Origin of the sequence: Aerococcus sp. UMB1112A, assembly GCF_030230715.1 — a bacterium.
Classification (GTDB): domain Bacteria; phylum Bacillota; class Bacilli; order Lactobacillales; family Aerococcaceae; genus Aerococcus.
The window spans coordinates 16,100-31,364 of sequence record NZ_JASPDS010000010.1; the positions used below are offsets into that span (position 1 = coordinate 16,100).

11 protein-coding genes are annotated in these 15,265 nt (G+C 48.9%); 6 read left to right on the top strand and 5 right to left on the bottom strand.

Annotated elements, in window-relative coordinates; all coding sequences use genetic code 11:
- Window positions 1–25 precede the first annotated feature (25 nt).
- Both ssb and rpsF read right to left on the bottom strand, forming a co-directional pair.
- Window positions 26–616 carry a single-stranded DNA-binding protein gene (gene ssb, locus QP860_RS06740; protein ID WP_070616411.1) on the bottom strand — a complete coding sequence of 197 codons (591 nt, stop codon included), beginning with the start codon at window positions 614–616 and terminating at the stop codon, window positions 26–28.
- Between the two features lie 33 nt (window positions 617–649).
- Complete coding sequence (rpsF, locus tag QP860_RS06745; RefSeq protein WP_067973608.1) at window positions 650–940, bottom strand: 30S ribosomal protein S6; 291 nt, start codon at window positions 938–940, stop codon at window positions 650–652.
- A gap of 240 nt (window positions 941–1,180) precedes the next feature.
- On the opposite strand from rpsF, the gene QP860_RS06750 reads away from it, so the two are divergent.
- Window positions 1,181–2,053: a fumarylacetoacetate hydrolase family protein gene (locus QP860_RS06750; protein ID WP_070616409.1), complete on the top strand. Its 873-nt coding sequence runs from the start codon at window positions 1,181–1,183 to the stop codon at window positions 2,051–2,053.
- Here the strand turns inward: QP860_RS06750 and QP860_RS06755 are convergent.
- Complete coding sequence (locus tag QP860_RS06755) at window positions 2,043–2,339, bottom strand: hypothetical protein (protein ID WP_070616407.1); 297 nt, start codon at window positions 2,337–2,339, stop codon at window positions 2,043–2,045. The two genes, QP860_RS06750 and QP860_RS06755, sit on opposite strands and share 11 nt — an antisense overlap.
- Before the next feature lie 170 nt (window positions 2,340–2,509).
- Between QP860_RS06755 and QP860_RS06760 the strand changes: the two genes are divergently transcribed.
- The 5 genes from QP860_RS06760 (at window position 2,510) to QP860_RS06780 (ending at window position 10,510) form a co-directional block, all read left to right on the top strand.
- Window positions 2,510–4,228: an ABC transporter ATP-binding protein gene (locus QP860_RS06760; protein WP_284912406.1), complete on the top strand. Its 1,719-nt coding sequence runs from the start codon at window positions 2,510–2,512 to the stop codon at window positions 4,226–4,228.
- The gene (locus QP860_RS06765; RefSeq protein WP_070616403.1) at window positions 4,221–5,969 is read left to right on the top strand and encodes an ABC transporter ATP-binding protein; all 1,749 of its coding nucleotides are present in this window, start codon (window positions 4,221–4,223) and stop codon (window positions 5,967–5,969) included. The genes QP860_RS06760 and QP860_RS06765 overlap by 8 nt, the downstream gene beginning before the upstream one ends.
- 1,000 nt (window positions 5,970–6,969) lie before the next feature.
- Complete coding sequence (locus tag QP860_RS06770) at window positions 6,970–8,082, top strand: lactate oxidase (RefSeq protein ID WP_070619946.1); 1,113 nt, start codon at window positions 6,970–6,972, stop codon at window positions 8,080–8,082.
- Window positions 8,083–8,316: 234 nt separating this feature from the next.
- Window positions 8,317–9,222 (top strand): ABC transporter ATP-binding protein, encoded by a 906-nt coding sequence (locus QP860_RS06775; RefSeq protein WP_070619942.1) that lies wholly within the window; start codon window positions 8,317–8,319, stop codon window positions 9,220–9,222.
- Entirely contained in the window at window positions 9,215–10,510 is a 1,296-nt protein-coding gene (locus tag QP860_RS06780; RefSeq protein WP_284912407.1) for an ABC transporter permease, read from the top strand. Before QP860_RS06775 ends, QP860_RS06780 begins: the two co-directional genes overlap by 8 nt.
- Window positions 10,511–10,575: 65 nt before the next feature.
- Here QP860_RS06780 and gyrA read toward each other — a convergent pair whose 3' ends face one another.
- Both gyrA and gyrB read right to left on the bottom strand, forming a co-directional pair.
- Window positions 10,576–13,188 (bottom strand): DNA gyrase subunit A, encoded by a 2,613-nt coding sequence (gyrA, locus tag QP860_RS06785; RefSeq protein ID WP_502869810.1) that lies wholly within the window; start codon window positions 13,186–13,188, stop codon window positions 10,576–10,578.
- Between the two features lie 93 nt (window positions 13,189–13,281).
- Window positions 13,282–15,261, bottom strand: coding sequence for a DNA topoisomerase (ATP-hydrolyzing) subunit B (gene gyrB, locus QP860_RS06790; protein WP_284911080.1), 1,980 nt, complete (start codon window positions 15,259–15,261; stop codon window positions 13,282–13,284).
- Window positions 15,262–15,265: the final 4 nt, after the last annotated feature.

Here is a 15,265-nt window from a genome sequence, read left to right on the forward strand (position 1 = left end):
TTCATTATCCTCCTTTATTCCATTTTTAGAATGGCAGGTCATCATCGGCAATATTAATCGAGGCCCCATCATTGTTAGACGATTGGTTCTGGTCGTTGTTACCAGAAGCAAATGGGTTGTCATTGCCAAATCCGCCTGCACTAAACGGAGAAGAATTATCATTAGAGGCAAAAGGATCTTGATTTGCTTGGGAAGCAAATGGATCTTGATTTTGGTTTGATGAACCAAAGTTATTGCCTTGGTAAGCATTGTTACCATATGAATTATTGTTAGATTGTGGACGACTTTCAGTAACTGATTTTGGCTCTAGTAAGCTGAAATTATTAGCTAAAACTTCTGTTACGTAAACACGTTGTCCTTGTTGGTTTTCGTAGTTACGCGTTTGAATACTCCCTTCAATTCCGACGAGGGAACCTTTCCGGGTAAACTTAGCAAAATTTTCGGCTGACTTACGCCACATCACACAGGAAATGAAGTCTGTCTCAGTTTCACCCTGTGAATTACGAAAGTTGCGATCACAAGCTACTGTAAAGTTAGCAACAGCGATGCCGCTTTGCGTATAACGTAAATCGACTTCTCGAGTTAATCGGCCAACTAATACGACATTGTTAATCATATGATAATCCCTCTCTCGTAATCTTAGTCTTCATTAAGCTTCAATTTTAGTGATCATGTGACGTAAAATGCCGTCGTTGATCTTAGCGAGACGGTCAAATTCGTTGATGCCTTCAGCATCTTCAGCTTCACATTCTACGATATGGTAGATTCCTTCGCGGAAATCTTCAATTTCGTATGCGAAACGACGTTTTTGCCAGTCTTTTGATTCAATGATTGAAGTCCCATTTGAAGTTAAGATATTGTCAAAGTTTTCAACTAAGGCTGATTTTGACGCATCATCTAAATCTGGACGGATAATGTATAAAACTTCATATTTAGTCATTGGCTTTCGCACCTCCTTTTGGTCTTGTGGCTCTCCTCATTAGAAAAGAGCAAGGAGAGTATATTCATACTCACAATATTATATTTTAACAGACTGGGAAAAATGACGCAAGTAATTGCTCAGTATTTTTCCATAATTATTTCTCTGATGGCTTCTGGGGCCCATCTAGCATTTTAGGGGCATTCCACCAAGCGATGGGCTATAATGAAGATAAGAGCTTTTATTGAAAGGGGTTTTTCCATGCAATTCTTTAACTATCTCCACCAGGGACAAGCTAGTCTAGGTGCTTACTTAAACGACAAACACTACGCCCTCAGTGACTGGATCTTAGACCATGAGAATTTGATGATCCATTCGATTGATGACCTCCTGAAGGCTAACCAGGCCAAGGCCTTAATCGACAGACTCAGAACTTTAACAAGCCAAGACCTGCCCCCCTTAGAAGGGGACTTTGACTTTCTACCCGCTGTGTTAGCACCAGAGAAAATTCTCTGCGTTGGGCTCAACTACCAGGACCATATCGATGAAGTGGACCGGTCGGATGCTCGGGAGGAACCGACGATCTTCTCTAAGTTTAATAATGCCTTGGCAGCGGCTGGACAAAAGATTCCTTTCCCAAGTTATGGCAGCCAGCTCGACTATGAGGCTGAGCTTGTCGCAATCGTGGGGGAAGAAATCAAAGACATCCGACCAAAAGATTTCCGGACAGACATGATCTTTGCCTATACGGCAGGTAACGATCTCTCCTTGAGAGACCGGCAATTCGCCAGTAGTCAGTGGTTGGTCGGGAAGACAGGAGATGGTTTTGCGCCAGTCGGACCCTATGTCAGCTTGTCGGACCAGCTTGATCCCCAGCAGCTCGCCATTAGCTGCCAGGTGAACGGTCAGACGGTCCAGACCGCTTCGACCCAACAAATGATCTTCAGCATTCCTGAAATTGTCAGCTACCTATCCCGTCACATGACACTTAAGCCGGGTGACCTCATCTTCACTGGGACGCCGGATGGGGTAGTTGCCGGTAAAAAAGCTGAAGACCGAGTCTGGCTGCAGCCGGGTGATCTGGTCTGTGTGACAATTGAAGGGATCGGCAGACTGGAGAATACTATTGCTTAAGCGAGTCCTTCATTTGCGCTAGTTTGACAAAAACTGTCAGGTAGATGAAGGCTGCCACAATAAGTAATAAATAGGCTGGTAAGTGGAAGAAATAAACAATAACTAAAATAAAGGCTAGAACCGTTCCAGCAAATAGGAGGCTAACACCCAATCCCTGGGCAAGTAGGTGGTTGTGGTCGGTCTGGTTTTGGTCAAGACTGTAAAAAGCGATCCGATCCTGCTTCAGTGCCCAAAAACCAAGTCCTAGGGTCACTACAGCCAGGATAAGAAAGATAAGATAAAGCATCACGAGCCCTCCTTTCTTAGGCTTAGCTATATTCTACCGGATTTATTCTCTTGGCTGCAAATGGGAGGACTGAGTTCTTTTATTCGCTTGCTGGCCTCGCTTGTGATAAAGTGGAGGGTACGCAATTATGATCAATAGTGATCGTTTGATTAGATTGGAGGCACTCGATTGTGCAAGTATTTGCTTACCTAAGAGCTTACCGTTGGCGAATCTTACTCGTTATTTTACTGACTTTCGGAAATGCTCTGGGTGAACTTTTTCTACCCAAATTAATGTCTACGGTGGTCGACCAGGGGGTGGCCAATGGGGATACCCAGCTGATTCTTAGGATAGGGGGCGTCATGTTGCTCGTTGTTCTTGTGACCGTCCTCTGCCGAGGCTCAGCCGCCTACCACTCAGCTAAGGCAGCTATGGGCTTCTCCCGGGACGTACGCCACCAAATGTATACCAAGGTCAACCACATGACCTTCGATGAGACCGAAGACTTCGGGATTTCCTCTTTAATTACCCGAACAACGGATGATGTCAATCAAATTGAACAAATGGCCTTGATGGGCATGCGGCCCTGGGTCCGGGGACTCTTAATGTTTGTGGGTGGGCTGATTATGGCCCTGACCACCAATCTCCGCTTGTCTTTTGTCATTTTTCTCAGTTTACCCTTAATTCTAATCGGGACCTATATTGTCTTTCGAGTGGCCTTGCCTTATTTTCCTAAGTTGCAAGCCTATCTCGACCGCATCAACCTGCTTTTCCGCCAGCGTTTGACGGGGCTGCGGGTTATTCGAGCCTTTTCCCGTAACCGTTATGAAGAAGAAATCTTCAGTGAGGCCAATGAGGACTACTACCAAACCGCTCTCAAGGTGAACCGTATTATGATTACCGTTATGCCTCTTTTGACCATTATCTTGAACTTCTCCCTAGTTGGGGTGGCTTATTTTGGTTCTCACCTGATCGACCAGGGGGACTTGCAGATTGGAGATATGATGGCCTATCTCCAGTACATTACCCAGGTCCTTTCGGCTTTGATTATGATCTCCCACCTCTTAACCATGCTGCCGCGGACCTTTACTTCGGCCCAGCGGGTGAATAAACTCTTGACCTATCCAACGCGTGAAATTGGGGGGCAGACTTCCCTCCAAGAGCCGATTCAACGGATTGAAGCCCGTGAGTTGACCTTCTATTACCCAGGCGCCAATCTGCCAGCCTTAAAAGGGATTAACTTTAGCATCGAACGTGGCCAGACCCTGGGCATTATTGGGGGAACCGGATCAGGGAAGTCGACCCTACTCAAACTCCTGCTCCAATTCTATGATCCAAGCACCGGCCACTTACTCATTAACGACCAAGATATTGAAGACTTAGAAGCCGCTAGTGTGCGCGACCAGATGAGCTATGTGCCCCAGCAAAACTTCTTCTTCACCAAGTCCATCCGTGACAACTTGTCCTATAGTAACGAGGGAGTTAGCGACGATCAATTGCTTAATAATCTAAGCATTGCCCAGGCTCGTGATTTTCTGCTCGCAGAAAACCCACTCGACGAAGCTATGATTCGCGGGGGGAACAACTTCTCGGGAGGTCAACGCCAGCGTCTAGCCATTGCCCGGGCCTTGAGTCGTCAGGTTCCTGTCTATATCTTCGACGACTCCTTCTCTGCCCTCGACTATCAGACGGACTATGAGCTCCGCCAGGCCCTCCAGGAAGCCCTAGACCAGGCCATCTTAATTATTGTCGCCCAGCGTGTGGCCACAATCCGCCATGCCGATAAGATCCTAGTCCTCGATAATGGCCAGGTCAAAGGTTTCGGCAGCCATGAGGACTTGCTAGCTCATAATCAAATTTACCGTGAAATTGCCCTAAGCCAAGGAGAGGAGGCGGCTGACCATGACTAAGAAAACACAAAAAACTTTACCCCGGCTCCTTGCCTATCTCGGCCAATACAAGCTCTTCTTAGGGCTTAGTGTTCTTTCTACCTTAGTTATCGCTGCTTGCGATATCATCGCCCCACGCATGATGGGGGACCTAACCAGCCAGCTCTTCCACGATGTCCAATCGGGCCAGGCTATTAACTTCCAGGCTGTAGCTAGGCTCTGTGTAATTTTATTGGGGATCTACTTGGCCCTTGGTATTTTTAATTTCATCCAAGGCCAACTGCTCACTTATATCTCTCAGAACTTTATCCTAAGGCTCAGAGAAGAAGTCTCCCGTAAAGTCAAACACATCCCCCTAGCTTACTTCGACCAATCCCGTACAGGTGATCTCTTGAGTCGGATGACCAGCGATGTCGAAATTTTGGGTAAGAATATCCAACAGACCATCAGCCAAGTCTTCTATGGGATCATTCTCCTCCTAGGTATCATCGTGATGATGCTCCGGATTTCCGGTGTCATGACAGCTATTTTCTTCATCACCATACCTATGAGCTTCTTTGCTACTCGATTTATTACCAACCGGTCGCAGAAATACTTCCGTGCCAAGGCAAAAGGACTGGGAGCTATGGTCGCCTACGTTGAAGAAAGCTTTACTGGGACGGACCTGATTAAGGCCTATAACTATGAAGACCGGGCCGACAAAGAATTCCGTACCTACAATGACAAGCTCTATGATGTGTCTTACAAGGCCAGCTTTATGGCGGGGGTCCTCCTACCTGTGATGACTTTTGTCAGCAACATGGGCTATGTCGCTATTGCCATCGTCGGCGGCCTCCTCGTCCTCAACCGGCAGATACTCGTCGGGGACGTTTTGGCCTTTATCCAGTATAGTCAGAAGATGACTCGCCCCATCAATACCATGGCAGAGATGGCCAATCTCCTCCAAGAAACCCTGGCTTCGGCCGACCGGGTCTTTGAATTTCTGGATGCACCTGAAGAAGTCGACTGCGATGAGGCACGAATTGAATCGCCTATCGAAAGCATCAGCTTCGACCACGTGGGCTTTGCCTATGAAACCGGCCATCCCATTATCAAAGACCTGAGTTTAGAAGTGGACCAGGGGCAAACGATTGCCATTGTGGGGCCAACGGGGGCCGGTAAGACCACCCTGATCAACCTCCTCTTGCGCTTCTACGATGTCAGCAAGGGGGCGATCCGGATCAACGGAACAGACATTCGCCAGGTACCGCGCGATAATCTGCGCCAACATTTTGGCATGGTCCTCCAAGACACTTGGCTCCTCCAAGCCAGTATCGAAGAAAACATCCGCTATGGTAAGTCCGGAGCTAGCCAAGAAGAAGTGATCCAGGCGGCCAAACAAGCCTACTGCTACCACTTCATTGAGAGCCTCCCAGATGGCTTCGACACCCTACTCAACGAAGAAGCCTCCAACATCTCCCAAGGCCAACGCCAGCTCCTCACCATTGCCCGGGCCTTCATCTCGGATCCTGATATCCTCATCCTGGACGAAGCTACCTCCTCCGTCGACACCCGGACAGAAGGCCTCATCCAAGAAGCCATGGCCAATCTCATGACCGGACGAACCAACTTCGTCATCGCCCACCGCCTCTCCACAATCGTCGACGCCGACCACATCCTCGTCCTCGACCAGGGGGACATCGTCGAACAAGGCAGCCACCAAGAACTCCTCGCCCTCAACGGCACCTACGCCAAACTCTACCAAAGCCAATTCGCTGAATAGAAAGGGTGAGAGGGAGCGCGGGTAGAAGTGGACCTCTGGAGCAAAAGACCGAAGAAGTCTGAAAGACTTCGTAGGGATTTTGTGAAGAGGAGCCACTTCTGCGCGACCGAACCCGACTAAGGGTGTGAGAGGATGCGGGAGAAAGGGACCTCTGGAGTAAAAGACCAGAGAAGGCTGCAAGCCTTCGACGGACTTTTGCGAAGAGGAGCCCTTTCTGCATCCTCGAACCCGACTAAGGAAGGGTGTGAGCAGAGGCGGTTAGAAGCTTACCACTGGAGCACGAACGAATAAGAGCAAGCTCTGCTTGCACGTTTCGTTCGTGTGAAGTGGAGAAGCTTCTGCCTCTGCGAGCCCAACTGGAAAGGGTGTGAGGACGCACGTTTAGAAGTGGACCTCTGGAGCAATAGGCCAGAGAAGTCAAAAAGACTTCGTAGGCCTATTGTGAAGAGGAGCCACTTCTGTGCGACTGAACCCGACTAGACCAGGGTGTGAGCAGAGGCGGTTAGAAAGGAATGACTGGAGGCAAAAGAGACAAGAGCGGCTTCAGTCGATCGGTCTCTTTTGCTGAAGTCACTTCCTTTCTGCCTTTGCAAACCCGACTGGAGGGTGTGAGACTTGGCGCTTAGCTTTGGATACATGCAGTATCAATCTTGAAAATATAAAATAAGAATCAACAAGCTAGCAAGGGCCCTTGCTAGCTTGTTTACATTATGAGGAGGCTAGGCAGCTTGCCTAGCAGGGGGCCAACTTGCGAACAAGATCTGTATTCGAAAGTTAACACAAGCAAGTCGCAGGTCAACAAATCCCTACACGTCAAACTAAATCTTGAGTCCTAAAACTGAATCTTTCAATCTATACCTATAGTCTATATTTCACAGCGATAATTTTTTATTAAAAAGTAAGCGTTTTATTTTTTAATTTAAGGCTTTTATGTTAATTTAGAAGTATAAAGAAAGTGTTTTCATTAAGCTTTCATTATTCAAAGAAAAGGAGAAAAATTATGTCAGCCGAATACAAAGCACCTTCTGAGGTGAAAGATTTAACTATTTACAATACGATTGAATTAGAAGATTTAGCTAAAGAAGTCATGCCTAAGGGAGGCTTTGACTACCTAGCCGGTGGTTCTGGGGAAGAATTCACCTTAAAACGCAATGTTCAATGCTTTAAATCGCAAGGCATCCTTCCTCGTGTCTTGGCCGATGTGGAATTCCCAGAGACAGAAACTGAAATTTTTGGCCAAAAACTTAAAGTACCTTTCATCATGGCGCCTATCGCTGCCCACGGTCTAGCCCACGAAAGTAAAGAAGCTGGGACAGCCAAGGGAATTTCTGAATTTGGTGGATCCATTATGTCCATTTCTGCTTATTCTGGCGCAAGCTTCCAAGAGATCGATGAAGGGCTCCAAGGTAACCCACGCTGGTTCCAAATTTATATGTCTAAAGATGATGAATTAAATATCAATATCTTAAACGAGGCTAAGGCAGATGGTGCCTCCGCTATTATTCTAACAGCTGATGCCACGATTTCTGGTAACCGGGACCGCGATGACAAGAATGAATTTGTTTATCCCTTTGGTATGCCAATTGTTTCCCGCTACCTAAGCGGCACTGGGGAGAATATGTCCCTCAACAACATCTATGGCCAGTCCAAGCAGAAGATTACGCCACGTGATGTGGAATTTATCAAGAAAAACACAGACCTCCCTGTCTTTGTTAAAGGTCTGCAAACAGCTGAGGATGCCAATGTGGCCATCGGAGCAGGGGCTGACGGTGTTTGGGTATCCACACACGGTGGCCGCCAATTAGACGAAGCACCAGGCTCCTTTGAATGCTTAGCCGAAGTTGCTGATGCGGTTGCTGGCCGGGTGCCAATTGTCTTCGACTCAGGTGTCCGCCGCGGTGAACACATCTTCAAGGCCCTAGCCCAAGGTGCCGACCTGGTTGCTCTGGGCCGTCCTGTCCTCTTCGGCTTAGCCCTAGGCGGCTGGAAGGGCGTGCGATCCGTCTTTGAGTATTTCGAGACCGACCTCAAACGCGTGATGCAATTGGCTGGAACGCAAAACATTGACCAAGTCAAAGCAGCCCGCTTAAAAGCCTTAGATAACTGGAATTAGGACCAAAGTCACTGGCTTCCTCCTTTTGGGGAAGCCAGTTTTTTTCTAAAGTAAATCTTATGAGTGAGCATGCCTTCTGCTCACAATCCAAATTGTATTCGCTATTATTTAGTTAATCACTGTCAATACACAAATATTTTTCCCCAGAAGATCTAGTCTTTAATTTATGTCTTTGGGCACACATGCTATACTAGGGATAAATTAATTTTAAGAAAAATTAAAGGAGTGAGGGAAATGCTTGAAGCTAAGCACCTAACCAAGACTTTCGGGCAGAATGTTGCGGTTGATGATGTCTCCTTCCAGCTGGAGAACGGAAAGATTCTTGGCATGATTGGCCGTAATGGGTCTGGAAAAACGACCATCTTCCGGATGATCTTGGACTTTTTGACACCAGAAGGCGAGGGTAGTGTGACCTGGAATGGCAAGGCCATGAACACCCAAATTTATAATATTATCGGCTACCTACCAGAGGAGCGGGGGCTCTACGAGAAGATGTCCATCGAAGAGCAGATTATTTACTTCGCTGAATTGCGGGGGATGAAGCGCCAGGATGTCTTGGGTCGGATTGATGAGTGGATGGACCGCTTCAAGGTTAAGGGCAAACGCCAGGACAAGATTAAAACCCTGTCTAAGGGGAACCAGCAGAAAGTCCAACTGATCGCCACCCTCATCCATGAACCTGAATTTGTGATCCTAGATGAGCCTTTTTCTGGCTTGGACCCGGTCAACGCTGACTTGCTCAAGAATGGCATCCTCTATCTGAGAGACCAGGGGAGTTCTATCATCTTCTCCAGCCATAATATGGATAATGTCGAGCGGCTCTGTGATGAACTGATTATGATCCATGATGGCAAGCGCGTGCTCTATGGCCCCATCCACCAAGTCCGTGAAAGCTTCGGCAATACCCGGCTCTACCTGGAGACAGACAAGTGGACAGCTGAACAATTGGCCGGATTAGAAGGTGTGGACAAGGTTGAAAGCGACCGCCCTGGCGTCTATCAATTGGAGCTCCAGGATGAAAGTTATGGCTCGCAGATCTTCGACCAAGTGACCCAGGGCCATTATATTAAAGCCTTCAGCCAGCAACCGCCTACACTCGAAGCAATCTTTAAAATGAAAGCAGGTGGCTCCAATGAGTAAATTATGGACTGTCGCTAAGAATGTTTACCGCAAGAATGTCTTTTCTTGGTCCTTCGTCTGGATGGTCGTCTCGCCCCTGGTTATGGTCGCTGTCTTTGGCCTCATCGGCTACTTCATTGGTCAGAGCGAGGCCACTAAGTCGGGGGATATCGCCTTGGTCCAGGCTTCTCCCGAAATCCAAGAGATTGTAGAGGCGAATAAGGGCCACAATCAAATTATCTTGGACCTCAACCAGGAAGAGGCCCAAGCTGCCTTACGCGATGATAAGATTGATGGCTACCTGAAAGTTGGCGAAGAAGAAGGGCAAATCAAGGCCAACTTCTTCCACAAGACCACTTCTAGCGATGTTAATTTAGACACGATTGAAAAAGGCCTCCAAGATTTACAGGTCCGGCGCTTGGCTCAAAGTTTGGGCCTCAGCCAAGCTGACCTGGCCAAGCTCCAAAACCAATCGGTAGCAATCAATGTCAATAATTTGAATTTCGGAGACGATGGTCAGCTTTCCCAAGAAGAGGGGAATTCAGTCAAGTATATCATTCGCTCATTTATGGCCTATTTTACTTGCTTTATTGTTTTCTTCTTTATCATCTCCTATGTCAACATCATTGCCCAAGAGATTGCAGCAGAGAAGGGCTCGCGGATTATGGAAATTATCCTCTCCAGTATCCCAGCCCGGACCCATTTCTTCGGCAAGATGATTGGGGTGGGGCTCATGATCCTAACTCAAATTGGCTGCTACCTAATCCTCTATCTCCTAGGAGCGGCTGCCTTTGCTAGCTCCCTAGTTAGCCTGCCGATTCCAGATGAGCTCTTAGACAACTTACAACTAGGCAGTCTGGTCCAAGAAGCTCTGCCCATTTTTGCCTTGGGCCTGGTCTTTGCCCTCATCGGTATCCTGATCTATACAAGCTTTGCGGGCTTCCTAGGCTCTCTTGTTTCCAAGACTGAAGATGTCCAAAAAACCATCATGCCTGTTGTCTTCCTAGGGATTGCGGGCTTCTATATCGGCCTCTTCGCCTTCGCTTCCTCAGCCAACAATGCCTTGGTGCGGATCAGCTCACAGATTCCTTTCTTCACTCCCTTCGTGATGCCCTTCCGTATCGCTGGAGAGAGTGTCTCAGGCTTCGAAATTGGCCTCTCTATCGTCCTCAGTCTGATCACGATGGTAGCCATCTTCTACCTCTCAGCGGCCTTCTACAAGAGCAATGTCCTCACCTACAGTGACAAGGGCATGCTGGACACCCTGAAGCGGTCCTGGACCCTCTGGCGCAGCGAGAAAGAGGCTTAGAAATACGAACAAAAATTCATAAGAAAAAGCCAGCTTGAAAGCTGGCTTTTTGCTTACTTTTATTCCTATTCTTGGTCGTCGTCTTCTTCGTCCAAGAGTTCATTGGTGAAATGGTGCAGGTTTTCTTGGATTTGGTCATCCGACAGGCGAGCTTGAGGGATATCCTGGTCATCATAAACCGATTCATCACTGTCTTCGGTTTCTTCATTGACCTTTTCAGCAATGGCTGAGAAATCATCCTCGCTCTCTGGCTGCTGGACCGAGCCTGCAGAAGTAGTTTCTTCCTCTTCTTCAGGTGCCACCTTGGCCATAGTTGAGACCTTGGCGTCATCATTCAAGCGCATGAGGCGAACGCCCTGGGTCACCCGACCTGTTTGTGAAATATCAGCTGCATGGAAGCGAATAACCACTCCTTCATCGGTCATCAACATGATATCTTCAGTCAGGTCAACGGTTGTCATGCCCACAAGCATCCCGTTCCGCTGGCTGGCATTGATGGTTTTGACCCCTTTACCACCACGCTTGCGGATGGCATATTCGCTGGCTGGGGTTCGCTTACCATAACCGTTTTCGGTCACGACAAGGACATCCGCATCGTCAGCCAGGACGGCGGCCCCAATCACATAGTCACCAGGGTCCAAGCGGATGGCCCGAACACCGGTAGCTGTCCGTCCCATCGACCGGGCGTCTTGTTCATTGAAGCTGACCGCATAACCATTGTGGGAAGCCACGATCAGGTTGCGCTGGCCATTGGTAAAGAGCACATCGACGAGCTCATCATCCTCCTTGAGATTGAGGGCGATCAGGCCATTGTTACGAATATTGAAGTAGTCGCGAACGGGGGTCCGCTTGATAACACCCTGGCGCGTAATAAAGGCTAGGTAGCCATCAGAATCGCCGTCATGGTCCATCGGGGTTACATTAACGGCATCGCGGACCTTCTCATCCTCTTCCAGGTTCAGGAGGTTGACGATCGGAATCCCCTTGGCTTGCCGGCCATATTCTGGAATCTCATAGCCCTTCATCTGGTAGACCTTCCCCTTGTCCGTAAAGAACAGGATAATATCATGGGTAGAAGTTGAGAACATGGTTTCAATATAGTCCCCATCATTCATGCTCATGCCTTTGACACCGAGACCGCCGCGGTTTTGGACACGGAATTCATCATCGGCAATCCGCTTAATATAGCCGTTCCGAGTCAGGGTAACGAGCACATTCTCTTCTTCGATCAAGTCCTCATCTTCCAGGCTGGTGATTTCACCTACCCGCAGTTCGGTCCGGCGGTCATCACCATAGCGGGCCTGGATTTCTAATAATTCTTGGTAAATAATTTCATAACGTTTCTCTTCGCTGGCAAGGATTTCTGTCAAGCGGGCAATTTCAGCCATGAGTTCCGCATGTTCCTTGTCAATCTTTTCTCTTTCCAAACCGGTTAAGCGAACCAGACGCATATCGAGGATGGCTTGGGCTTGCTTATCTGAGAGCTTGTACTGGGTCATAAAGATTTCCTTGGCTTCGTCACCAGAACGCGATGAGCGCAGGATATTGACGATTTCATCAATATGGTCCAGGGCCACTTGTAAACCTTCCAGGATGTGGGCCCGGGCCTCAGCCTTTTTCTTCTCAAAGATCGACCGACGACGGATAATCTCTTCTTGGTGGTCTAGGTAATAGGTCAAGATTTCCTTGAGACTCAGAGTCTTAGGCACACCGTTGACGATGGCCAACATATTAAAGTTGAAGTTGGCTTGGAGCTGGGTCAGCTTGTAGAGGTTGTTGACGATCACACTGGCACTGGCGTCCTTGCGGCATTCCACCACAATCCGCATGCCATCCCGGCCGGATTCATCCCGGACCGCCGTGATGCCTTCAATTACCTTATCTCGAGCTAAATCCGCAATCCGTTCCACTAATTTGGCCTTGTTGACCATATAGGGAATCTCATGGATCACAATCCGTTCGCGGCCACTGGACATCTGGTCAATATCCAGCTTGCCGCGGACAATGATGCGTCCTTGGCCTGTTTCATAAGCCTTGCGGATCCCCGACTTGCCGATCACAATCCCCCCGGTCGGAAAGTCCGGCCCAGGAATGGCTTCCATCAGCTCGGCTGTCGTTGCTTCTGGATTCTTCATCAGGGTGTGGATACCTGAGATTACCTCATTTAAGTTATGGGGTGGAATATTGGTGGTCATCCCAACCGCAATCCCGGTCGCCCCATTAACTAAGAGGTTAGGGAAGCGGGAAGGGAGAACTTCTGGTTCACGCTCTTCGCCGTCGTAGTTGGCAATAAAATCTACCGTGTCCTTGTTGATATCCCGCAACATTTCAGTGGCAATCTTACTCATTCGCGCTTCGGTATACCGCATGGCAGCGGCCTGGTCCCCATCGATGGAGCCGAAGTTCCCGTGGCCGTCTACCAGCATATAGCGGTAGGAGAAGTCCTGGGCCATCCGCACCATGGATTCATAGATGGCGGAGTCCCCATGGGGGTGGTACTTACCCATGACATCTCCGACAATCCGCGCTGACTTCTTATAAGGTTTATCTGGGGTAACCCCCAATTCATTCATCCCGTAGAGAATCCGCCGGTGGACAGGTTTCATCCCATCCCGAACATCCGGCAGTGCCCGTGCCACGATCACACTCATGGCATAGTCGAGGAAGGATGTCCGCATTTCATGGGAGATTTCTCGACGTTCTAATCTATTGTCTAAAGCCAAAATACTAGCCTCCTATTCTAGCTTGCCTAGTCGTCCAATTGGTCATGACTAAAGGTCGATGGTCGCATAAGTGGCGTTCTCTTCGATAAAGTTCCGACGCGGTGCCACATGGTCGCCCATTAACATGGAGATCATTTGGTCGGCTTCCACTCCGTCTTCAACGCTGACTTGAAGCATGCGACGCGTACTTGGGTCCATGGTCGTATCCCAGAGCTGTTCGGCATCCATTTCGCCCAGCCCCTTATAACGTTGGACAACGGGCTTGGGTCGCTCAGGAAGACTAGCCATATAAGCCTCTAATTCGGCATCCGATTCAATATATTGGATCTTCTTCCCTTGGCGTACCTGGTAGAGGGGAGGAACCGCAATATACACATAACCCGCATCCAAGAGGGGACGCATGTAACGATAGATCAGGGTCAATAAGAGGGTCCGGATGTGGGCCCCATCGACATCGGCATCGGTCATGATAACGAGCCTGTGGTAGCGGGCCTTGGAGACATCGAAGTCATTGCCCCAGCCCGTCCCCATCGCTGTAAAGAGGGAACGAATCTCTTCATTGGCTAAGATCCGGTCCATAGATGCCTTTTCAACATTCAAGATCTTACCACGGATAGGCAAGATAGCTTGGAAGTGGCGGTCCCGGCCGTTCTTAGCGGAACCCCCAGCGGAATTTCCTTCGACGATGAAGAGTTCGCATTCCTCGGGCACCCGGCTGGAACAATCAGCCAATTTACCCGGTAGATTGGAGATCTCTAGCCCAGACTTCTTCCGGGTCATTTCCCGGGCCCGTTTGGCTGCCTTCCGTGCCTTAGAAGCAACCAGCCCTTTATCGACAATTTGCCGGCCGATATTAGGATTCTCTAAGAGGAAGGTTGAAAAGTGCTGGCCGAAGAGTCGGTCGGTAATCGTTCGTACTTCCGAATTCCCGAGTTTCATCTTGGTTTGCCCCTCGAATTGAGGATCGGGATGGCGGACTGAAACAATCAGAGTCAGGCCTTCACGCACATCTTCTCCGGTCAGGTTCTCATCATTGTCCTTGAGAATATTGACATTCCGGGCATAGTCGTTGATGGTCCGGGTGAGGGCGGTCTTAACCCCAGATTCATGGGTCCCCCCTTCAAAAGTATGGATATTGTTAGCAAAACTCATAAAGTTCACATGGAAGTCGTCCGTATACTGGAGGGCAACTTCGACTTCAATATCATCCTGTTCCCCTTCTAGATAGATCGGTTCAGGGAAAAGCGGGGTCTTATTCTGGTTGAGGAAGTCGATATACTCCTTGATCCCACCTTCGAAGTGGTAGCTGTATTCAACCGTTTCCTCTTCCCGCTTATCAGTCAGTGAAATCCGCAAGCCCTTGTTCAAGAAAGCGAGCTCCCGGGTCCGTTTATTCAGAATTTCTCGGTTATAGACCGTTGTTTCTTGGAAAATCTCACTATCGGCTTTGAAGGTGACGACCGTTCCTTGTTGGTCGGTTTCTCCCGTCACTTCGAGCTCAGTCATGATCTTCCCCCGGCTGTATTCTTGGTGGTAGACCTTGCCATTCTTGTAGACATCGACGTGGAGCCATTCGGAGAGAGCATTCACCACTGAAGCCCCAACCCCGTGCAGACCGCCAGAGACCTTATAAGAGCCTCCGCCGAATTTACCGCCAGCGTGGAGAACATTAAAGACCGTCTCTACCGCTGGCCGGCCCGTTTTTTGTTGGATATCGACAGGAATCCCCCGGCCGTCGTCTGTAATCCGAATCACATTATCTTCCAAGATTTCAATTTGGATATGCTTGGCAAAACCAGCTAAGGCCTCATCGATTGAGTTGTCGACAATCTCCCAAACTAGGTGGTGGAGGCCGGTCTCACTGGTCGACCCAATATACATCCCAGGCCGTTTCCGAACCGCCTCGAGCCCCTCTAGGACTTGAATTTGGCTGGCATCATAACTCTCTGCCAGATGGGCCAGCTCCTCCTTGCTTGGTTCGTGGCTCTCTTCCTGTGCTTGGTCTTCAAAGTGTTTCTCATCTGCCATCGCT